The 20554-nt window shown below is 69.0% G+C and carries 17 protein-coding genes and 1 tRNA gene; 7 read left to right on the plus strand and 11 right to left on the minus strand.

Annotation, left to right across the window (positions count from 1 at the left end; translation table 11 throughout):
• Positions 1-10: 10 nt before the first annotated feature.
• Positions 11-238 (minus strand): hypothetical protein, encoded by a 228-nt coding sequence (locus tag BM109_RS16175; protein ID WP_093344290.1) that lies wholly within the window; start codon positions 236-238, stop codon positions 11-13.
• Between the two features lie 170 nt (positions 239-408).
• A complete protein-coding gene (locus BM109_RS16180) occupies positions 409-687 on the minus strand; it encodes a hypothetical protein (RefSeq protein ID WP_093344292.1) in 279 nt (92 codons plus the stop codon).
• 361 nt (positions 688-1048) lie between these two features.
• Between BM109_RS16180 and BM109_RS16185 the strand changes: the two genes are divergently transcribed.
• A complete protein-coding gene (locus tag BM109_RS16185; protein ID WP_093344293.1) occupies positions 1049-1285 on the plus strand; it encodes a hypothetical protein in 237 nt (78 codons plus the stop codon).
• A gap of 171 nt (positions 1286-1456) precedes the next feature.
• On the opposite strand, the gene BM109_RS16190 is transcribed toward BM109_RS16185, so the two are convergent.
• From BM109_RS16190 to cysS, 6 genes are all read right to left on the minus strand, one after another.
• Positions 1457-1549 (minus strand) — tRNA-Ser (locus BM109_RS16190).
• A 27-nt stretch (positions 1550-1576) separates the two neighbouring features.
• A complete protein-coding gene (locus BM109_RS16195) occupies positions 1577-2845 on the minus strand; it encodes an aspartate kinase (protein WP_057594462.1) in 1269 nt (422 codons plus the stop codon).
• 79 nt (positions 2846-2924) lie between these two features.
• Positions 2925-3890 carry a tRNA lysidine(34) synthetase TilS gene (gene tilS / locus BM109_RS16200; protein WP_093344295.1) on the minus strand — a complete coding sequence of 322 codons (966 nt, stop codon included), beginning with the start codon at positions 3888-3890 and terminating at the stop codon, positions 2925-2927.
• An 18-nt stretch (positions 3891-3908) separates the two neighbouring features.
• Positions 3909-4889, minus strand: coding sequence for an acetyl-CoA carboxylase carboxyltransferase subunit alpha (locus tag BM109_RS16205; RefSeq protein ID WP_093344296.1), 981 nt, complete (start codon positions 4887-4889; stop codon positions 3909-3911).
• Positions 4890-4905: 16 nt separating this feature from the next.
• Positions 4906-5559, minus strand: coding sequence for a DNA-3-methyladenine glycosylase family protein (locus BM109_RS16210; protein ID WP_093344298.1), 654 nt, complete (start codon positions 5557-5559; stop codon positions 4906-4908).
• Positions 5560-5576: 17 nt separating this feature from the next.
• Positions 5577-6956 (minus strand): cysteine--tRNA ligase, encoded by a 1380-nt coding sequence (gene cysS, locus BM109_RS16215; protein WP_093344299.1) that lies wholly within the window; start codon positions 6954-6956, stop codon positions 5577-5579.
• A 252-nt stretch (positions 6957-7208) separates the two neighbouring features.
• On the opposite strand from cysS, the gene BM109_RS16220 reads away from it, so the two are divergent.
• The 5 genes from BM109_RS16220 (at position 7209) to BM109_RS16240 (ending at position 10685) form a co-directional block, all read left to right on the plus strand.
• Entirely contained in the window at positions 7209-7799 is a 591-nt protein-coding gene (locus BM109_RS16220) for a tetratricopeptide repeat protein (protein ID WP_093344301.1), read from the plus strand.
• Positions 7800-7918: 119 nt separating this feature from the next.
• Complete coding sequence (locus BM109_RS16225; protein WP_093344303.1) at positions 7919-8506, plus strand: peptidylprolyl isomerase; 588 nt, start codon at positions 7919-7921, stop codon at positions 8504-8506.
• A gap of 43 nt (positions 8507-8549) precedes the next feature.
• Positions 8550-9062, plus strand: a complete 513-nt coding sequence (locus tag BM109_RS16230; protein WP_093344304.1) for a peptidylprolyl isomerase — start codon at positions 8550-8552, stop codon at positions 9060-9062.
• A gap of 19 nt (positions 9063-9081) precedes the next feature.
• Entirely contained in the window at positions 9082-9864 is a 783-nt protein-coding gene (locus BM109_RS16235; protein WP_093344305.1) for a UDP-2,3-diacylglucosamine diphosphatase, read from the plus strand.
• 14 nt (positions 9865-9878) lie between these two features.
• Entirely contained in the window at positions 9879-10685 is an 807-nt protein-coding gene (locus BM109_RS16240) for a M90 family metallopeptidase (protein WP_093344307.1), read from the plus strand.
• Here the strand turns inward: BM109_RS16240 and BM109_RS16245 are convergent.
• The 3 genes from BM109_RS16245 to BM109_RS16255 all read right to left on the minus strand — a co-directional run bounded on the left by BM109_RS16245 (position 10682) and on the right by BM109_RS16255 (position 19049).
• Positions 10682-11977 (minus strand): flavin-dependent oxidoreductase, encoded by a 1296-nt coding sequence (locus BM109_RS16245; protein WP_093344308.1) that lies wholly within the window; start codon positions 11975-11977, stop codon positions 10682-10684. The genes BM109_RS16240 and BM109_RS16245 overlap by 4 nt on opposite strands.
• Positions 11978-12080: 103 nt before the next feature.
• Complete coding sequence (locus tag BM109_RS16250) at positions 12081-14951, minus strand: DUF349 domain-containing protein (protein WP_093344310.1); 2871 nt, start codon at positions 14949-14951, stop codon at positions 12081-12083.
• A gap of 231 nt (positions 14952-15182) precedes the next feature.
• On the minus strand, positions 15183-19049 hold the full coding sequence (locus BM109_RS16255; RefSeq protein WP_093344311.1) for a DUF748 domain-containing protein: 3867 nt from the start codon (positions 19047-19049) through the stop codon (positions 15183-15185).
• A 601-nt stretch (positions 19050-19650) separates the two neighbouring features.
• Between BM109_RS16255 and BM109_RS16260 the strand changes: the two genes are divergently transcribed.
• On the plus strand, positions 19651-20517 hold the full coding sequence (locus BM109_RS16260; protein WP_093344313.1) for a lytic transglycosylase domain-containing protein: 867 nt from the start codon (positions 19651-19653) through the stop codon (positions 20515-20517).
• The last annotated feature ends 37 nt before the right edge of the window (positions 20518-20554 follow it).

Genomic DNA, 20554 nt, shown 5'->3' on the forward strand with positions numbered 1-20554 from the left:
CGAGCCGGGCTCAGTCGGCGCTGCAGGTCCAGGCGCGAACGAACTGGACCGCCTTGGACTGGGCGCGCTGAAAGGCGATGTCCCAGGTCGGCTGCTCGGAAATCACCAGGGCGCAGCGCGGGACGCCGTCCAGGAAGATCTCGGCCACTCCGGCGCAGGAGCCGTCGGCGTTCATCGTGGGTTCGAAGGCGCCGGTCCAGTGGTCCGGCAGTTCGAGAACGAGGGATGGGGCGTGCATGTGCGACCAATCTTAGGACGCACGCCCGAAATCGACAACAAAAGTTAACATTCCCGCCGGAACAAAGTCACGCTTCCCGCGCAAAAGCGGAAATGATTTGCTAGCAATCCGGCGGGATTTCGCTGGAGGTTCCGATCTTCGGCCGCCGGCGGGTGGCCGACGGCCCCGACTCAGGGCCGCGGCAGGCTCGAGAGAAAGGTCGAGACGAACAGCGACGCGGCGCGACCGACGTCGAGCACCTCCGACAGGTCGAAACGCTGCGGCGTGGCGCCGCTGTCGTCGCCCGCGTGCCTGACCTCGATCAGGACCTCGCTCGCGAGCTCGCGGTCGCCGCGGGCCTTTCCATTGGGCATCAACCAGGTGTCGAGCGTCTCGGGGGGAATCCGGCGGAAGATGGCGACCGCCGGAACATAACGAAAACACCGCTCTTCGGCCGTGGCGATGGGCATGCTGACGCGACAGGCGAAGCTGTCCTGCAATGTGTTTGTCACTCCCTGTACCTTTTTTATGTGACGAGTTACGTAAGTTAATTCCTCCCCGCATGCCAGAGAAGAATCAGGTTACGTTTTGCACTGGCTGTTTGTGAATAACACACGCTTGGGGATTCACAGTTCACGTTTTCACAGCCACATCGCGCCCACTCCACGCCCTGGAGCGGCTCGATTCACAAGGCTTGGCAGTCCGGCGCTAAGGTTTTGACCTTCGTCACGTGCGCGATTCGGCCTACAGCCGAAGACATCAGGTAACTGACGGCAACGTTTGTTAAACGGCCCGACCATCGCTCCAGCCCATCGACAACAGGAGGTACTGATGAGCTTCAAGGAGATCAACGATCGTTTCGGCCTGCAGTTCCAACGCGGCAGCCGCGTGTTCTGCGACGGACGCCTGGGCACCATCACCGGCGCGACCCATTCGCACATCCGCGTGCGCTTCGACGGCCGCCAGAACGGCGCGCCCTGCGATCCGCTGGAAGTGCGACTGGTGGACAGCATGCCGGCGGTGCTGCCCGCCATGCCCGCTGCACCGCTGTCGGCGCTCGGGCAGTAGGCGAAGCGATCGGGCGGCGGTGCGATACCGCTGCCGTGCTGTCAGGCCGCGAAGGAACGAAAAGAAGGAAGCGCCACCCAGAGCGCATTCCGAGCGGCCAAGAAAAAAGCCCAGAAGCAGCGATGCTTCTGGGCTTTTCCGTCCTTGGACTTTCGTCCTCGGCACGGGTCTTGGCGGAACCGGAGGGATTCGAACCCTCGATGAGGCTCTACACCCCATACTCCCTTAGCAGGGGAGCACCTTCGGCCACTCGGTCACAGTTCCTGAAAGAAGCCGAGATTATGCCATCACTCAGGCGGCTGGTTGGTCCAGATCGAAGGCTTTGTGCAACGCGCGCACCGCCAACTCCATATATTTTTCGTCGATCACGACCGAGGTCTTGATCTCGCTGGTCGAAATCATCTGGATGTTGATGCCCTCTTCGCTCAGCACGCGGAACATCTTGCTCGCCACGCCCACGTGGCTGCGCATGCCGATGCCCACGATGCTGACCTTGCAGATCTTGGTGTCGCCGACGATTTCGGTCGCGCCCAGCGAAGGCATGACCTTGGCCTGCAGCAGGTCGACGGTGCGCGCGTACTCGTTGCGATGCACCGTGAAGCTGAAGTCGGTCTTGCCGTCCTTGCTGAGGTTCTGGATGATCACGTCGACTTCGATGTTGGCGTCGGCCACCGCACCGAGGATGTGATACGCGATGCCCGGCTTGTCGGGCACGCCGAGCACCGAGATCTTGGCTTCGTCGCGGTTGAAAGCGATGCCGGATACGACGGCTTGTTCCATGTTTTCGTCTTCCTCGAAAGTGATCAGCGTGCCGGACTTGGCCTCTTCATTGATGTCGATGTCCCAGGGCGTGAAGCTGGACAGCACGCGCAGCGGCACCTTGTACTTGCCGGCGAATTCCACCGAGCGGATCTGCAGCACCTTGGAGCCCAGGCTCGCCATCTCGAGCATCTCCTCGAAGCTCACGGTCGAGAGGCGGCGCGCATCGGGCTCGACGCGCGGGTCGGTGGTGTAGACGCCGTCGACGTCGGTGTAGATCAGGCACTCGTTGGCCTTCATCGCGGCCGCGATCGCCACCGCCGAGGTGTCGCTGCCGCCGCGGCCCAGCGTCGTGATGTTGCCGGCATCGTCCACGCCCTGGAAGCCGGTGATGACGACCACGCGGCCGACCGCGAGGTCGGCGCGCACGCGGGCGTCGTCGATGCTCTCGATGCGGGCCTTGGTGTAGGAGCTGTCGGTGCGCACCGACACCTGCCAGCCTGCGTAGCTCACGGCCTCCACGCCCTCGGCCTGCAGCGCGATCGCCAGCAGCGCCGACGAGGCCTGCTCGCCGGTGGAGGCGAGCATGTCGAGTTCGCGGTTGTGCGCCTCGGCCGGTTTGCTGGGTGCGAGCTCTTTCGCCAGGCCGAGCAGGCGATTGGTTTCGCCGCTCATGGCACTCGGGACCACGATCATCTGGTGGCCGGCGCGCGCCCACTTGGCGACGCGCTTGGCGACATTGCGGATGCGCTCGGTCGAGCCCATCGACGTGCCGCCGTATTTGTGAACGATCAATGCCATGGGTGAATTCTGAGAGAAGAAAAATCCCGCGCTTCAACCATATGCGGCGCATGCGGCGAAGGCGGCGCCCCGCAGGCTGTCAGCGCGAGGCTGGTGGCGAGGGCGGGGCATTGTACCAATGCAGCCGATCCCCCCTGCGTTCGGCGAAACCGTCGGCCACCTTGAGGTGGATCCGGTGGCCGCGCGTGGTGCAGGCGCGGACCTGGTCGAGCAGCTGGTCGAGCTGCGCCGCGCTCGGTGCGCGGCCATGCGTGCGCACGAGCCAGTGGCGCAGCAGATTGGCCTGGCGTGCGCGCGACAGCGCCTGCAGCGCGGCGATCCGCGGCGGCTCGCCGGCGGCCTCGAGGTCCTGCGCAGCGACCTCGTCGAGCAGTTGCTGCGCCTGCGCCGCATGGCCGGCACTGCGCGCGAAGGTGCCGCGGAATTGCGGGAAGGCCTCGGCCAGCGCGGGCAGCAGCACGGCGCGGATGCGGTTGCGCGTGAAGCGCGCGTCGGTGTTGGTCGGGTCCTCGATCCAGGGCAGCCCGGCGGCCGCGAGCCATGCGCGGATCTCGCTGCCCGGCACCGCGAGCAGCGGCCGGTGGAAGTCGATGCCGCCGCGCAACGCATGCGCGGGCATGGCCGAAAGACCCGGCAGCCCCGCGCCGCGCGACAGGGCCAGCAGCAGGGTCTCGATCTGGTCGTCGGCGTGATGGCCCAGCGCGATGGCGCGCACGCCCTCCTCGCGCGCCATTGCTGCCAGCGCTTCGTAGCGCGCGCGCCGCGCCGCATCCTCGGGGCTGTCGCCGGCCGTATGGCGCGCATCGACGCGCCGCACGCTCACGGGAACGCCGAGCCGCTCGCCGACCGCGCGGCAATGGCGCTCGAAATCGTCGGCCGCCGACTGCAGGCCGTGATGCACGTGCAAGGCACGCACCTGACCCGGCCAGCGCGCGGCGCAGGCCGCCAGCAGTGCGGTGGAATCGGCGCCGCCGCTGAAGCCCACGGCCAGCGGCAGATACGCCGGCTCGAACGCGGCCATGGCCCGTTCGAAGGCGGCGGTCATGGCGGTGCCGCGGCCGGCTCAGCGGCCGGCGTCGGCCTTGGTGTCGGTAAAGCGGCCGTAGCTTTGCAGGCGCTCGTAGCGGCGGTCGAGCAGTTCGCGCGGCTTCAGGTCGCTGACCTGGCGGAACGCATCGTTGAGCGCGCGCTTGAGGAAGGCGGCCATCTGGCGATGGTCGCGGTGCGCGCCACCCACCGGCTCGCTCACGATCTTGTCGACCAGGCCCAGGGCCTTGAGACGGTGCGCGGTGATGCCAAGCGCGTCGGCAGCTTCCTGCGCCTTCTCGCTGGTCTTCCAGAGGATCGACGCGCAGCCTTCGGGGCTGATCACCGAATACACGGAGTACTGCAGCATCAGCACCTGGTCGCCGACCGAGATCGCCAGCGCGCCGCCGGAGCCGCCCTCGCCGATGATGGTCACGATGATCGGCACCTCGAGCTGCGCCATCTCGAAGATGTTGCGGCCGATGGCCTCGGACTGGCCGCGCTCCTCGGCGTCGATGCCAGGATAGGCACCGGGCGTGTCGACGAAGGTGAAGACCGGTAGCTTGAACTTCTCGGCCGTCTTCATGAGGCGCAACGCCTTGCGGTAGCCCTCGGGCTTGCTCATGCCGAAGTTGCGCGCGGTGCGCTCCTTGGTGTCGCGGCCCTTCTGGTGGCCGAGCACCATGCAGGGCGTGCCGTTGAAGCGCGCGAGGCCACCGACGATCGAGAGGTCGTCCGAGAAGTGGCGGTCGCCATGCAGTTCGACGAAGTCGGTGAAGATCTCGTGGACGTAGTCGAGCGTGTAGGGGCGTTCCGGATGCCGTGCGATCTTGGTGATCTGCCAGGGCGTCAGGTCGCTGTAGATGTCCTTGGTGAGCTGCTGGCTCTTTTTGCCGAGCTGATCGATTTCTTCCGAGATGTCGACCGCGGATTCGGTCTGCACATAGCGCAATTCTTCGATCTTGGTTTCGAGTTCCGCGATGGGTTGCTCGAAGTCTAGGAAGGTTCGTTTCGCCAACGTCTTCTCCTGTTTTTCAGTATGCGACGACCGGCGCCGGGTCGAGAGAGCGCCAAATATACCAAGTCGCCACGCTGCAATACGGGGCCCAGGCCACGGCCACGTCGCGGGCATCGCTGCGGCTGACCGGATCACCCGAAAAATAGTTGACGCTGATGCCGTTGAGCAGCCCCAGGTCGTCCACGGGCAGCACGTTGGGCCGCATCAGGTGGAAGATCAGGAACATCTCGGCGGTCCAGCGGCCGATGCCGCGGATGGCGACGAGCTCGTCGATGATGAGCTCGTCGGCCATGTCGTTCCAGGCGTCGACGTGCACCTTGCCCGAGTCGAAGTGCAGCGCCAGGTCGACCAGGTAGTCGATCTTGCGCACCGACAGGCCGGCCGCGCGCATGTCGTCGACCTTGAGCTTGAGCACGTTGCGCGGCGTGAGCTTGCGCGGCAGCGCGGCGAAGCGGTCCCAGACCGATTGCGCGGCCTTCACCGAGATCTGCTGCCCGACGATGCTGCGCGCCAGCGTGACGAAGGCATCGCCATGCGATTCGAGGCAGGCGTCGCCGAACTGCGGAATCAACCGCTTCATCACGCGGTCCTTCTTGGACAGGTGCCTGCAGGCCTCCTCCCAATAGTCCGGCGTGATGATCTCGACGCTCGTCTTGGGCAGGGTGGGCATGGGATTGGTCGTTCCGTTCACTGGGCAACGGCCCAGGTGGTGCCGGTGGGCGAGTCCTTGAGCACGATGCCCTGGTCGAGCAACTCCTTACGGATGCGGTCGGCCTCGGCGAAGTTCTTCGCGGCCTTGGCATCGGCACGCTGTGCGATCAGCACCTGGATGGCCGCGTCGTCGAGCGCGCTGCCCGCCTGCAGGAAGGCCTGGGGACTGTCCTGCAGCAGGCCGAGCACGCCGCCCAGCGCCTTGAGCAGGCCCGCGCTCTCGGCCGAGCGTGTGCGGTTGACTTCGCCCGCGAGCTCGAACAGCACGGCGATCGCCTCGGGCGTGCCGAAGTCCTCGTCCATTGCGGCCTTGAGGCGGGCCGCGTGCGGCTGCGTCCAGTCGAGCACGACCTCGGCGGGCGCCACCAGGTCGAGCGCGGTGTAGAGGCGCTTGAGCGAGTTGCGCGCATCGTCGAGATGCACGTTGCTGTAGTTCAACGGGCTGCGGTAGTGCGTGCGCGCGACGAAGAAGCGGATGGTCTCGGCGTCGTACTTCTTGAGCACGTCGCGGATCAGGAAGAAGTTGCCCAGGCTCTTGGACATCTTCTCGTCGTCGACGTTGATGAAGCCGTTGTGCATCCAGGTGCGCGCGAACGGCGCCTGGCCGGTCGCGCCTTCGGATTGCGCGATCTCGTTCTCGTGGTGCGGGAACTGCAGGTCGGCGCCGCCGCCGTGGATGTCGAATCGTTCGCCCAGCAGGTCGCAGGCCATGGCCGAGCATTCGATGTGCCAGCCCGGCCTGCCGGGTCCGAACTCGCTCGCCCACTTCACCTCGTCGGGCTCGCTGGGCTTGGCGCTCTTCCAGAGCACCGGGTCGAGCGGATCGTCCTTGCCGTCGAGCACGGCCACGCGCTCGCCCGCATGCAGCTCGTCGAGCGACTTGCCGCTGAGCTTGCCGTAGCCGGGGAACTTGCGCACCGCGTAGTTCACGTCGCCGTTGGGCGCGCGATAGGCCAGACCCTTCTGCTCGAGCGTGCCGATCATCGACAGCATCTGCGGAATGAACTCGGTGGCGCGCGGCTCGTGCGTGGGGCGCTCGATGCCAAGCGCATCGGCGTCCTCGTGCAGCGCATCGATCATGCGGTCGGTCAGCGCGCGGATGCTCTCGCCGTTCTCGACCGCGCGGCGGATGATCTTGTCGTCGATGTCGGTGATGTTGCGCACGTAGGTCACGGCAAAGCCGCTGGTCTTGAGCCAGCGCTGGACCACGTCGAAGGCGATCATCGAGCGCGCATGGCCCAGGTGGCAGAAGTCGTAGACCGTCATGCCGCAGACGTACATGCGCACCTGACCGGGCCGCAAAGGGGAGAACTCCTCCAGTTCACGCGAAAGCGTGTTGTAGATGCGCAGACTCATGAGATTCGGAAAGCGTCGTGTCGCGCTCGTGCGATGCGGGCGAACGACGGTGTTTTCAGGGGTGTTGGGGGCTGTGGCGACGAGGCGGCTGGAGAGGGCCCCTCGGCTACAATGCCGGGCAGTATAAACGGCTGCCGCCGAGTCTTCTTCCGGGTGTTTTCGAGCCCTTGCGCAGCGCAAGGCTTGCTCCCGACCCGGCTCCACCCCGCCCCCAATTCCGCAGCATTCGTGCCGCACTTTTGCAGAGGCTTCATGAAGAACGCCGTGTTTCCCAGACTTTCGATCGCCATCGCCCTGCTGTTCGGCCTGTGGGCCTCCGCGGCCCAGGCCAACGACTACGACGACGTCAACCTGCTGCTGCGCCAGGGCAAATCGAACGAGGCGCTGGCCAAGGCCGACACCTACATCGCCGGCAAGCCGCGCGATCCGCAGATGCGCTTCCTGCGCGGCGTGATCCTCACCGAGCAGGGCAAGAAGGACGAGGCCGTCAAGACCTTCACCCAGCTCACGCAGGACTTCCCCGAGCTGCCGGAGCCCTACAACAACCTCGCGGCGCTCTATGCCTCGCAGAGCCAGTTCGACAAGGCGCGCGATGCGCTCGAGACCGCGCTCAAGCTCAACCCCAACTACGCCACGGCCGAGGAAAACCTCGGCGACGTGTATGCGCGCCTGGCTGCTCAGTCCTACACCAAGGCGCAGCGCTTCGCGACCACCAACACCAGCGTCGCGCCGAAGCTGGAACTGATCCGCCAGATCTTCACGCCGAAGACCGAGGCCGACGCGGCCGCACTGCCCGGCGCCGCGCCCGTGGTGCGCAAGCCGGTGGGTCGCACCAGCAAGTAGGCGGCGAAAGCCAGCCGCTCGCACGCACCCGCGCAGCCGCACGCCGGAACGTTTGCCGCAGGCTCGCGCTCTCACGGCCAGCCTTCATCCTTTTCATCCCTCGGACACGGAGCTCTTCCTTGACGATCCAAGCCCTCTCCCGTTTCAGCCGCCGCGGCGCCCTCGTGCTCGCGGCCACCCTCGCCATCGCCGCCACGGCCCATGCCCAGGCGCAGCAGCGCGTGAAGCTCGCGACCTCGGCCGGCGACATCGTGGTCGAGCTCGATGCGGCCAAGGCGCCGAAGACGGTCGAGAACTTCCTGCAGTACGTCAAGGACAAGCACTACGACGGCACCGTCTTCCACCGCGTGATCGACGGCTTCATGATCCAGGGCGGCGGCTTCACGGCCGACCTGCAGCAGAAGCCCACGCGCGCGCCGATCCCGCTCGAGGCGAGCAACGGCCTGAAGAACGACAAGTACACGATCGCCATGGCGCGCACCGGCAACCCGAACTCGGCCACCTCGCAGTTCTTCATCAACGTGAAGAACAACGACTCGCTCAACGCCCCCAACCCCGACGGCTACGGCTACACGGTGTTCGGCAAGGTGGTGGCGGGCACCGACGTGGTCGACAAGATCCGCGGCGTCGCCACCGGCAACAAGAACGGCATGCAGAACGTGCCGGTCACGCCCGTCGTGATCCAGTCCGCCACCCTGGCGAAGTAAGCCGGCCCCGCCAGGCATCCACCCCCTTTCAAGGAGCATCAGCATGAGCAATCCCCAAGTCGACCTGCATATCCAGAACCTCGGCGTCATCACGCTCGAACTCGACGCCGCGAAGGCGCCGAAGTCGGCTGCCAACTTCATCGAGTACGTGAAGAAGGGCCACTACGACAACACGGTGTTCCACCGCGTGATCCCCGGCTTCATGGTGCAAGGCGGCGGTTTCGAGCCCGGCATGAAGCAGAAGCCCACCGGCGCCGAGATCGAGAACGAAGCCAACAACGGCCTCAAGAACGATGTCTACACCGTCGCCATGGCCCGCACCAGCGCGCCGCACTCGGCCACCGCGCAGTTCTTCATCAACGTGGCCGACAACGGCTTCCTCAACCACACCGCGCCCTCGGCCCAGGGCTGGGGCTACGCCGTGTTCGGCAAGGTGGTCAAGGGCACCGAGGTGGTCGACAAGATCAAGGCCGTGAAAACCGGCCGCAAGGGCTTCCATGACGACGTGCCGCTCGAGGACGTCGTGATCGAGAAGGCCGTCGTCGTCGGCGAATGACGGCACGGCCGACGGCGGCATGAACACGGCAGCCACGCCTCCCGCGGCCTTCGCGGAACTGGTGGCGCCTGCCGCATGGCGCACCGTCGACCTGATCTCCGACCTGCACCTGCAGGCCGGCGAGCCCGCCACCTTCGAGGCCTGGCGCGGCTATCTCGAGACCACGCCGGCCGACGCGCTGGTGGTCCTCGGCGACCTGTTCGAGGTCTGGGTCGGCGACGACGCGGCCGCCGAGCCGGGCTTCGAGGCCCAGTGCGCCGAGCTGCTGCGCCGCACGGCCGCGCGGCTGCCGGTGTTCTTCATGCACGGCAACCGCGACTTCCTCGTCGGCGCCGCGCTCGCCGCCCAAAGTGGCCTCACGCTGCTCGACGATCCCACGGTGCTGGTGCTGCACGGCGAACGCTGGCTGCTGAGCCATGGCGACGCGCTGTGCCTGGACGACACCGACTACCTGCGCTTTCGCGCCCAGGTGCGCACGCCCGAATGGCAGTCGGCCTTTCTCGCGCGTCCGCTCGCCGAGCGCCGCGCCCTGGCACGTGCGATGCGCGTGCAGAGCGAGGACCGCAAGCGCGATCCCTCGGTGGTCTGGGCCGATGTCGATGCCGATGCCGCGCGCGACTGGCTCGCGCGCGCCGATGCACGCACGCTGATCCACGGCCACACGCACCGTCCCGCCGACCACGACCTCGGCGGCGGCCTGCGCCGCCTCGTGCTCAGCGACTGGGATGCCGCCGCGCATCCGCCGCGCGCGCAGCTGCTGTGCCTGTCTCCCGCGGGCGCCCAGCGCGTCGATCTGCGCTAGGGGTTGCCGACGCAATGCTCGACTGGCTGCGCCGCCTGCGCCATCCGCGCGCCCTGCCCCCGATTCCCGAAGCCGCCTGGCAGGCCACGCTCGCGCGCTATGCCTTCCTGGCCGAGCGCCCGGCCGCCGACGTCGAGCGGCTGCGCGCGCTCACGGCGCAGTTCCTGCGCGACAAGCAGTTCCATGGCGCCCAGGGCTTCGTCATCACCGACGAGGTCGCGCTCGCGATCGCGGCGCAGGCCGTGCTGCCCGTGCTGCACCTGCGCGGCGGCCTGGTCTGGTACGACGATTTCGTCGGCATCGTGGTGCATCCCTCCGAGGTGGTCGCCCAGCGCAAGGTGGTCGACGAGGCCTCGGTGGTCCACGAGTACGAGGAAGTCGTGGCCGGCGAAGCCATGGACCACGGCCCGGTGATGCTCAGCTGGCAGGACGTGCTGGCCAGCGGCGTCACCAGCGAGGGCGGCTACAACGTGGTGATCCACGAGTTCGCCCACAAGATCGACATGCGCGGCGGCGATGCCGATGGCTGCCCGCCGCTGCCGCCGGGCTTCGCGGGCAACCGCAATGCGCGCGAGGCCCGCGCGGCCTGGCTCGGCGTGCTGCAGCCCGCCTACGAGGCCTTCCGCGAGCAGACCATCATGGCCGAGCGCTTCGGCGCCGAGCCGCCCTGGCTCGACGACTATGGCGCGACCTCGATCGGCGAATTCTTCGCGGTGGCCTGCGAGGCCTACTTCGTGAACCGCGCGAACTTCGGGCGCGATTTTCCGGGCGTGCTCGAACTGTTCGACCGCTTCTTCGGCCCGTCGCCGAGCAGAAGCTAGACGGCGACCCGCGCGCCCGGCGCGATCGTCGACGGCGCCGCGTTGAGGGTCTCGATCGCGAAGCCGGCCGCGGCCTTGTAGCGCGCCATGTAGGCCTCGCGCTCCGCCGCCGGAATGATCTGCTCGATGTCGTCGAACACGCCGCCGCAGCGCTCGTCGACCAGGCCCAGCAGGCCGAACGGGCCGGCACCGCGGTTGCGCAGCACCAGCGCCGAGATGTCGGCGCACAGGCGCTCGTCGTAGGCGCGCAGCGCTGCCGGCGTCACGCCGTGCGAGAGCATGGAAGCGCCGAGCACGCGCGCATCGACGATGGCCTGGCTCGCGCCGTTCGAACCCACCGGGTACATCACGTGCGCGGCGTCGCCGAGCAGCGCGACATGGCCGTCGACCCAGGTCGGCACCGGGTCGCGGTCGATCATCGGGTATTCGAAGACCTCCTTCGCGCCGCGCAGCATCGAGGGCACGTCGAGCCAGCCGAAGTCCCAGCCCTCGAAGTGATGGGCGAAGTCGCTCAGTTCGACGCGCCGGTTCCAGTCGCCCTGCGTCCAGCCCTCGGCGTTGTCGACCGTGATCTCGGCGATCCAGTTGATGGTGGCCAGGCCCGTGGCGGGATCGGGCGGCGAGATCGGATAAAGCACCACACGGTGCCGCAGCGAGCCGACGCCGACGAAGGACGCGCCGCTGCGCACCGGCACGCCCGGCGTGGTGCCGCGCCACATGATGGCGCCGCCCCACTGGATCGGCGGCTGCTGCGGATGCATCTGCGCGCGCACGGCCGAATGCAGGCCGTCGGCCGCGATCAGCAGGCGGCCCTCGACCTCGCTGCGCTGGCCGTCGCGCGACTCGACCAGCGCGGTGACGCCATGCTCGCCGTTGCGATAGCCCGCGACCCGCAGGCCGAGCTGGATGGCATCGGGCCCGAGCCGCTCGAGCACCGTGCGGTACAGCAGCATCTGCAGCTCGCCGCGATGCACCGAGTACTGCGGCCAGCGGTAGCCCGCGCGCAGGCCGCGCGGCTCGGCATAGACCTCGTTGCCGTTGCGCCCGACCAGCGCCCACTCGCGCGCCTGGATGCCGATGCGGTCGAGCACGTCGTTGCCGATGCCGAGCTCGTGCAGCTCGCGCACTGCGTTGGGCTGCAGGTTGATGCCCACGCCCAGCGGTTGCAGCGCCGGCACCGCCTCGAACACACGGCAGGGCACGCCGATCTGGTGCAGGGTCAGCGCGAGCGAAAGGCCGCCGATGCCGCCGCCGGCGATCAGTACGGGGGAAACGTCGGGTGTGGAGGCCATGCGGCGATCGTCGGAAGTCGGAAAAAGGAGGGGCCGCACGAGGCGGCCCGAGGAATGCCGGGCTCGCCACGGGCCCCAAGGCCCGCGGCGGCGCGCCGGTCTCTTACTTGCGCAGCAGCGCCTTCAGCGCGTTCTGCAGGCGCCGCGCGCTGGTCGCGTCGTGCGCCGCCGCCAGCACCTTGCCCGCGTCCTGGCCCCAGGTCTGGGCCGGGGCCGGATCGCCACGCTTGGTCAGCAGCTTGAGCTGCAACGCGCGGCGCGCCTCGAGCTGCTCGGCGGGCGTGGGCACCTCGGCGGCCATTTCGAGGCGCAGCAGCGCTTCGGCGGCCTCGTCGGCACGCGCGGCCGGCGAAGCACCGATCGCCTGCGACCAGCTGCTGCGCACGGCCGGCGTGACCGCGCGGCCGAGCTCCTGCACGCTCGGCAGGCGCGCGGCATCGCGCTGCTCCCAGGCGCCGAGCACCTGGGTCAGGGCTTCGCCATGGGCCTGGGCCGCCAGCTTGCGCAGCGCCATGTCGGCACGCTCGAGCGCCTCGCGCTGGGCGCGGAAGGCGGTGTCGCCCAGGCGAGGACCGCGGTCCTCGCGCGGCGGGTAGTCGCCGAAGCGGCCGCCCGGTGCGCCACGGTCGCCACCGCGATCGCCGCGGCCATCGGGACGCGGACCACTGCGGTCGCCGCCCGGACGGCCAGGGCCGCCAGGACCGCCGGGTCCGCGCCGGTCGCCGAAGCGGCCGCCGCCGCGGGTCGCGGGTGCCGCGGGTTCGGACTTGCGGTTGCCCGGACGGTCGTCGCCGCGCACGGCCACCACGGGGCGGGGCGCGGGCTTCGGCGGCGCGGCCGGTGCCGGGGGTTCGGCAGCGGCGGCTTCGCCGGCATCGTGCGCCGCGCTGTCGGCGCGCGCCGAGGCGTCGGCACCGTCGGCCGGTGCCACGAGATCGGGTGCTGCGGCGGATTCATGGGCCGGCACGGCCGCGGGCGAAGCCTCGGCATCGCTGGGCGACGGCGCCTGCTCGGCGCTCTCGCCGAACTCGGCGGCGGCCTGGTCCGGTCCCGACACCTCGGTCGCACCGACCGAGGGGCCGTCGCCCGATGCGGCGCGCTGCGGCGCCGGTGCCGGGGGCGGCACCTCGCCGCGCAGCGCGCCTTCGAGCTGGGCGATGGCGCTGCGGATCTTCTGCGCGTCGCCGCTGGCATTGGCCGCGTCCAGCGCCTTCGAGGCGTTGAGCACGTGGCGGTCGCGGTCGCTCATCGCGGCCGAGGCCTTCTCGCGTTCGGCCGACTTGCGGTTGAAGGCTTCGTCGATGGGCGCGCGGAACGCGTCCCAGAGCTTCTGTTCCTGACGGCGGTCGAGCGGCACGCCCTGCGCCTCGGCCTGCCAGCGCTGCTGCAGCGCCTTGACGGCATCGATGCGCAGCACGGGCTGGGCGCCCAGCTCGGTGGCCTCGGCGATCATGGCCTGGCGGCGTTCGATGCTGGCCTTCTGCGCGGTCTCGAACGGCGCGCGGGCGGCACCGAAGGCTTCGTTCCACTGGGGCTGCAGCTCGGCGAACACCTTCTCGCCCACGTGGCCGGCATCGCGCCAGCGGTCGGCGAACTGGTGCAGCGCGCGGTTGTGCGCCTTCAGGTCGGTGGCGCCCGCATGCTCGGCGGCCCAGGCCTTGACCTCCTCGATCAGGGCCACGCGCAGCGCGCGGTGTTCGGCCGCGTCGGCACGCACCTTCTCGAGCCAGGCCTCGACCACCTTGTGGGCCTCGTTGCAGGCCTCGTCGAAACGCTTCCACAGCGCGTGGTTCGGCACGCCGCCCTGGTCGGCCTGCTTCCACTGGTCGCGCAGCGCGCGCAGGGTTTCCTGCATCTTGCGGCCGCCCAGCGCCTGGCCTTCGGGGCGCTTGAGCAGGCCCTCGGCCTTGGCCACGAGGTCTTCACGGACCTTGTCGGCGCTCCAGCGCTGCCAGCCTTCGAGTTCGCCGGCCGCGACCAGCGCGGCATGCACGCGCGCCTCGAGCGGGGCCTCGACCAGCTTGCCGTGTTCCTTCAGCACCGCGCGCAGCGCGGCGGCGGCGCCGGCGCTGGCCTTGCCATGGCCTTCGGCGGTTTCCTGTTCGAGCTTGGCCAGCGCGGCCTGCACGGCGTCCTGCGCGGCGGCGCGCACCGCGGGATCGACCTTGGGTGCCGGCGGACGCGCGGGTGCCGCGGCCTTGGGCGCGACGGCCTCGCCGCGCGCGGCACGCAGTTCGTCGGCCCAGACCGGGACGGGCGGCAGCGGCGCGGCAGCATCGGCCGCGGCGGCAATGGCCTGTGCCAGCGCGCTGTGGAAGGCGTCGGACACGACGAGCAGCTGCGCCTTCGACGATTCGAGCTGCGGCGCGAACTTGGCGTCGAGGCTGGTCCAGTTGGCGTCGGCGACGATGTCGGCGGCCTGTTGTTGCCAGTGGGTGACGTCGGTGCGCAGCGATTCCTCGGCGACCTGGGCGTCCTGCCAGCCCTTGGTGGACAGCACCTCGAAGCGCTGCGCCAGCAGCACGGCGGCCTCGCGGTGGACCTGGGCGCGGTGCTGCAGGTCCTCGATGCCCTTGATGCGCTCGGCCAGCCGCACCTTGAAGCCGGCCAGCGGCTCGCGCGACAGCGGCGCGCCGGCCTTGGCGGCATCGCGCTGCCAGGCGAGCGCATCGGCGATGTTGAGCTTGGACTGGCCCAGCAGCCCCTCGGCCTTCTGGGCCCATTCGGCGGCGATGGCCTCCTGGCCCTTGGCGCGCTTGAGCTCGTCGAGTTTCTCGCGCAGCAGGCGGGCGGCACCCTTGTCGCGGCCGCTCAATTCCTTGAAGACTTCCTGCATCTGCTCGGGTGCCGGGTTGCTCGCGAGCCAGTCGCGGATGCGCGAGGCACGCTCGCCCGAGGTCGGCGCGGTGAAGGCGCCGCCGGTCAGCGAATCGAGGGCCTGAAGGTCGTGTGGCTTGGAAGAATTAGAGGTCACGTGCGCGAGATCGTTGTCTGAAGAGAGAAAGCGAAGGCGCCGGCAGAGGCCGGCGCAGACCGCCATTTTGACCCACTTGCCGCGCGCCGTCGAAATCCACCTTGCGGCGCGGCCCGGCGATGCGGCGAAACGACGCCTGGATCGGTCGCGCCGCAGGGGGAAACGGTGCCTGCATATATAGCAGTGCACCGTGAAAAACCAAGGGGCGCCGCGCGGCGCCCCTTTCGGTGCTCAGCGCATCGCGAGCTTGAGCTCGGCGCCCGGCTTCCAGTCGTCGCCGCTGGCCGTGGTGCGCACCGCGCCGAGGAACAGGCGCTCGCTGGTGAGCTTCTGCGACAGCAGGTAGTCGCGCACGGCGGCGCCCCGCGCCACCGCCAGCTGGCGCATCGACTCCTCGTCGACCGGCACGCTCGCGAGCAGCAGGTTCTCCATCTCCTTGAGCGGCAGGTCCTTGGCCAGGCCGACCATGTTGCGCGGCTTGGTGATGTCGGCGCGCTTGTAGACGGCGGTCAGCAGCTCGGGGTACTCGGCGTCGGTGACCGGCGGCACGTCGGTGCCGGCCTGACCGCCGCGCACCACGGCACGGCGCTTCTCGGCCAGGGTCATCTGGCGCAGGCGCTGGCGCTGGTAGGCATCGCGCTCCTTCTCGAGGCTGGCGGTGCCGATCACGGTCATCTCGAGCGTCGGCCGCTCGGCCAGCGCCTTCACGACCTTGTCGAGGCTTTCCTTGGAAGAAGCGCTCAGCTCCGAGCTGCCGGGCTCGAAGGTGATGGTGCTCGACTCGCTGCTGCCGCCGCCGCCCAGGCCGCCGGTCAGCAGGCTGAACGGCGCGGTCACGGCCTTCACGATCAGGTTGACCACCGCCTTGAAGATCAGCGGCCCGATGCTGAACTGCGGGTCGTTGAGCGAGCCGCGCAGCGGCAGGTCGACGTCGATCACGCCGTTGCGGTCGGCCAGCAGCGCCACCGCGAGCTTGACCGGCAGGCTGTTGGGCGCGCCGGCGACCTCCTCGCCGAACTGCAGCTGGTTGAGCACCAGCTTGTTGGTGGCGGTGAGCTGGCCGTCGGGCGCGATCTTGTAGTTGACGTCCATGCTCATCTTGCCGCGCTCGATGCCGTGGCCGGCGTAGCGCACCGAGTACGGCGACAGCGGCGCGAGGTCGAGGTCGCGCATCTTCGCGGTGATGTCGAGCTCGAGCGGCTTGGCCAGCGGATTGAGCTTGCCGGTGATCTCGAGCGCCGCGGTCTGCTGGGCCTTGCCGCGCAGCTCGAGCTCGGCCAGCGCCGGCCGGCCGCCCTGCCCGTTCGGCGGATTCGACGAGAAGGAGCTGAGCTTGCCGGTCAGCTCGCTGAGATCGGCCGAGTAGTTGGGCTTGACGAACAGGTCGGTGAAGTCGATCTTGCCGTTGACCAGGCTCATCGGGCCGAAGTTGATGACCGGCGCCGGACCGCCGGCGGCCGGCGCGGCCTGGGCCACCGCGGCGGGCGCGGAGGCCGGCTTGGCCGGTTCGGAGGCGCCACCGACCATCAGCTCGGCCGGCACCGGCGCGCCGCCCGCGGGCCGCTCCGGTCCGCGCGTGGTGGTGGTCGTGCCGCCCAGGCTGCGGCGCGAACGGGTTTCGACGGCCGCGGCCGTGGCCGCGTTGGCCTCGGCCTCGCCCTTCTTGGTCAGGCTCAGCAGGTTGAGCTGGCCGTTCGGATCGACGATCACGCGGGCGAAGAAGTCGGTCAGCGTGGTCTCGCGCACGTCGACGGTGGGCGCCGCATTGGGCGCCAGGCCCACCTGCAGGCCGCGCAGGCTCAGCGTCTTCCAGCTCAGCAACTGGTTGTTGTTGCGGTCGAAGCCCGGCGACTGGGTCAGCGACACGCTGTTGGCGCGGAAGTCGTCGAGCGCGGTGTCGCCCGCCAGCTTGACGGTCATGCCCGCCGGAGCCGTCGCGTAGTTCACGCTGCCGCGGTAGCTGACGAAGGCCCGGCGGATGTCGACGTTGAGCGCGTCGGCGTAGTAGGCCTTGAAGGCATGGGCCGGGAACGAGGCCACCTCGAGCCGGCCCTCGGCGGCCAGCGGCTTGAGCACGATGTGGCCCTTGTAGTCGAAGCGGCCCGGGTCGGTGCGGCGGCCCGAGCCGATGCGGCCCGACACCTGCAGCGGCGACTTGGTGGCGGTCTCGGGCGCGAGCTTCTCGGCATTGAGCTTGAAGGCCGTGATCTCGACCGCGACCGGCGTGGCGCTGGCCTTGTCGGCATACGAGAGGCTGCCGTTGTCGACCGCGAACGTGCCGACGGTCAGCGCCCAGGGCTTGGTGTTGGCGCCCGGCGGTGCCGATTCGGGGCCGCTGCCGGCCGGCTTGGGCGCGGCCACCTTGGCTTCGGCTTCGGGCTTGCCGCCCGCGGCGGCCGGCGTCTTGAGCCAGCGCTCGAACATCCAGCGTTTCTCGCTGTCGCGCTCGATGCTGACCTTGGGGTTGGTGGCGGTGAACGAGCCCACGGCCAGCGTGTGCTTCGCCATGTCGACCTCGGTATCGCGCAGCTCGAAGCGGCCGACGCTCGCGAGCGCGGTCTTGGCCTGGGTCAGCGCCAGGTTGTCGGCCGCCACCCGTTTGGCCTTGAAGCGCAGGTCGGGCGGTGCCCAGGCGACGTCGATCTCGCCGCTGAGCTTGCCGTCGAGCGTGGGCTCCAGGCTGTGGGCCAGGTAGGGCGCGGCCAGCGAGAGCGGCAGCGCGTCGACCTCGGTCTGCACGTCGGCCGCCTTGTCGGTGCCGCTGCCCTTGAACTTGAGCGTGGCGCCGCCGACCGCGGTGCTGCCGCTGAACTGGGCCGGCTTCTCCATCGGCCAGGTGAGGGCCGTGACGTCGATGCCGAGTTCGGTGACGTCGATCGCCGCGCCGGGCTGCACGGTCTCGTCGCGCCAGCCGATGCGCCCGCCGCTGAGGGCGACCTTGTCGACCTGGACCTTGAGCGTGGGCTTGGGTGCCGCCGCGCCCGCGGCGCCGCTGGCGGCACTGGCAGATGAAGCGGGCGGTGCCGGCGGCTTGGCCGCGACCACCTTCTCGGTCTGGCCCGTGGCCGGATCGCGCGCCATCAGGTTGAGCTGGCCCGAGGCATCGCGCGCCACCACCAGTTGCGGGCTCGCCAGCGCGACCTCGCTGAGATGGAACACCGATTCGAGCGGCCGCACGTCGGCCAGCGCGAGCTTGAGCGAGTCGAAGGCCAGCAGGTCGCGCCCGCGCGCATCGGCCAGCTTGGCGCCGTGCGCCTCGACCGTGCCGGTGACCTTGAGGCCGACCGTGGTGGCCTGCTGGAAGTCGATCTTCAGGTCGGCGTCGAGGCTGCCGGCCTGCAGCTGCACCGGCAGGCCGCCCGGGATGTAGCCCAGATAGGGCGCGAGGTCGAGCCCCTTGAACTGCACGTGGGCATCGGTCTTGCGGCTGGCGGCGAAGGGCGTGGTCAGCGCGGCCGAGTCGAACTTGCTGCCGTTGAGCGCGAAGGCCAGCTTGGGCTCGGTGTTGACCTCGCGCTGCGAGGCCAGGTTGCTGAGGAACGGCACCTTGAGCACGAAGTCGCGCAGCTCATGGCGGCGCTTGACGGTCTGGTCGTCGAAGTCGACCGCGCCCTCGGTGATCGCGATGTTGTAGATGGCGAAGCGCGCGGGCTCGGCCTTGGGATCGGGCGGCGGGCCGGAGGCCAGCTTGGCCAGGATGTCGTCGATGTCGTACTTGCCGTCGGCCTGGTGGGTCAGCAGGATGGCCGGCGCTTCCACCGTCACCGCATCGATCACGGGCGCGAGCCGGAACAAGGACTGCAGCTCGGCATCGGCATAGATGCGCCGCACGGCGACCTGGGTGTTCTTGCCGTCGGCGGTGGCGATGCGCAGGTTGTTGAGCGTGAGCTCGAGGGTCCAGGGCTTGAAGCCGATGCGCTCCACCGTGACCTGGCGGCCCAGCTTCTCGCTCGCGATCTTCTGCAGCTGGCTCTTGGCGATCGGCGGCACCGCCAGCCAGGCCAGGACCCAAAGGCCCAGAAGCACGAGCAGTGCAACGATCCCGCGTCGCACCCATTTGTTCTTTCTTAAGCTTTGTATCGAGGCGGCAGCATTCATTCGCGCGAGTGTGCCCCAAACAGGCGGCAAGCCAGAAACAAGAAAGCCCGGCGACGCGACGAATGTCATGTCACCGGGCTTGATGGCGGGCATAGACCCATTGCCATCGTTTCGCTCGACCGGAAGTCGATGGTTCCTGTCGTGCTGGCAGCAAGAGATTGCCGCCGTGGATCCTCCGCCGTTCGAGCCCGCGGCTTGCACCGTGACTGCCCGGCTTCGGAAAGCACCTGAAAACCTCAGGCCTGTTCAGCTTAGGCGCCCCTTCCGGGCTTTTCAAACCCGATTTTTCAAGGGATTTCCCTTAAGAAGGATGCGGTCCCGGACACGGATTTGAAACATTTGTTCGACACTTTTAAGAATTAAGACTGAATTTCTTATGCTTGACCGGGTATTTAGCAACGATAGAATCCCGCCTGCTCCGATCGCCCGACGCGACGGAACCACCCTGTATCCGCTGCCGACTCCCCCCGGCTTGATCAGACGGCCGCGCACCTTATCCCCCCTGAGCGCGGAATCTGATTGGTACCAATCCAAGCGCCGCTGCCTCCATCCCATCGCCCTTCCCGGCGCTGCGACAGGTGCCGCACAGAAAGGAAGAGCGATGAACAAGGCGTTTGATGCCACGGCCCGCGGGCTGAGGACCTTCGTGTCCGATGTGGCAGACGGCTTTTTTGAAATCACGCACAACGGTTTCGCCCTGCTGGGCCTGGCCATCGTGTTCGCGGTCCTCGCCCTCGTGGCGCGGCCCGACTTGCGCCATCAAGGCGAGGAACAGCTCATGGGCTGGCTGCAGTCGCGCAAACCCGCGCCCGAAGCCACCGACCTCGAGCCGACCGCGATCGAGCGCACGACGGCCGCGAGCCCCGGCGACCTGCCCAAGCAGCAGGCCGCCGTGGCCTACTGGCTCAGCAAGAAGTACCGCGTCGCGGCCGAGCCGCTGAGCGTGCTCGTGGCCGAGGCCTACAACATCGGCAAGCACACCAAGCTCGATCCGACGCTGATCCTCGCGATCATGGCGGTCGAGTCCAGCTTCAACCCGTTCGCGCAGAGCCAGGTCGGCGCGCAGGGGCTGATGCAGGTCATGACCCGCGTGCACGGCGACAAGTACGAGCCGGCCGGCGGCACGCTGACCGCCTTCGACCCCGTGACCAACATGCGGGTCGGCGTGAAGGTGCTGCAGGAATGCATCGCCCGCGCCGGTTCGCTCGAAGGCGGCCTGCGCTACTACGTGGGCGCGGCCAACCTCGAGGACGACGGCGGCTATGCCGGCAAGGTGATGGCCGAGCGCGAGCGCCTGCTGCAGGTGGCCAGCGGCCGCGCGCCCTCGCCGTTCGCGCCGACGCCGCCGGTGCTGCGCCCGCAGCCGCTGCCCCTGCCGGTGGTGGCCCCGGCCAAGCCCGACGAGGCGACCGAGCCGGCCAACGGCCCCACGCCGCCCAAGGTGGCGCTGCTGTCGGCCGTGTCCTGAATCTCCTTTCGCCCGCCGCCGGGCCGGTCCGATCCGC

This window comes from Variovorax sp. PDC80, assembly GCF_900115375.1.
Taxonomy (GTDB): domain Bacteria; phylum Pseudomonadota; class Gammaproteobacteria; order Burkholderiales; family Burkholderiaceae_C; genus Variovorax.

Excerpts from the sequence above, each read along its gene's own strand:
- BM109_RS16235 (WP_093344305.1), top strand. The coding sequence starts at position 9,082 with ATGAACACGGCAGCCACGCCTCCCGCGGCCTTCGCGGAACTGGTGGCG.
- cysS (WP_093344299.1), bottom strand. The coding sequence starts at position 6,956 with ATGAGTCTGCGCATCTACAACACGCTTTCGCGTGAACTGGAGGAGTTC.
- BM109_RS16185 (WP_093344293.1), top strand. The coding sequence starts at position 1,049 with ATGAGCTTCAAGGAGATCAACGATCGTTTCGGCCTGCAGTTCCAACGC.
- BM109_RS16220 (WP_093344301.1), top strand. The coding sequence starts at position 7,209 with ATGAAGAACGCCGTGTTTCCCAGACTTTCGATCGCCATCGCCCTGCTG.
- BM109_RS16240 (WP_093344307.1), top strand. The coding sequence starts at position 9,879 with ATGCTCGACTGGCTGCGCCGCCTGCGCCATCCGCGCGCCCTGCCCCCG.
- BM109_RS16180 (WP_093344292.1), bottom strand. The coding sequence starts at position 687 with ATGCCCATCGCCACGGCCGAAGAGCGGTGTTTTCGTTATGTTCCGGCG.
- BM109_RS16255 (WP_093344311.1), bottom strand. The coding sequence starts at position 19,049 with ATGAATGCTGCCGCCTCGATACAAAGCTTAAGAAAGAACAAATGGGTG.
- BM109_RS16175 (WP_093344290.1), bottom strand. The coding sequence starts at position 238 with ATGCACGCCCCATCCCTCGTTCTCGAACTGCCGGACCACTGGACCGGC.
- BM109_RS16260 (WP_093344313.1), top strand. The coding sequence starts at position 19,651 with ATGAACAAGGCGTTTGATGCCACGGCCCGCGGGCTGAGGACCTTCGTG.
- tilS (WP_093344295.1), bottom strand. The coding sequence starts at position 3,890 with ATGACCGCCGCCTTCGAACGGGCCATGGCCGCGTTCGAGCCGGCGTAT.
- BM109_RS16210 (WP_093344298.1), bottom strand. The coding sequence starts at position 5,559 with ATGCCCACCCTGCCCAAGACGAGCGTCGAGATCATCACGCCGGACTAT.
- BM109_RS16230 (WP_093344304.1), top strand. The coding sequence starts at position 8,550 with ATGAGCAATCCCCAAGTCGACCTGCATATCCAGAACCTCGGCGTCATC.
- BM109_RS16245 (WP_093344308.1), bottom strand. The coding sequence starts at position 11,977 with ATGGCCTCCACACCCGACGTTTCCCCCGTACTGATCGCCGGCGGCGGC.
- BM109_RS16195 (WP_057594462.1), bottom strand. The coding sequence starts at position 2,845 with ATGGCATTGATCGTTCACAAATACGGCGGCACGTCGATGGGCTCGACC.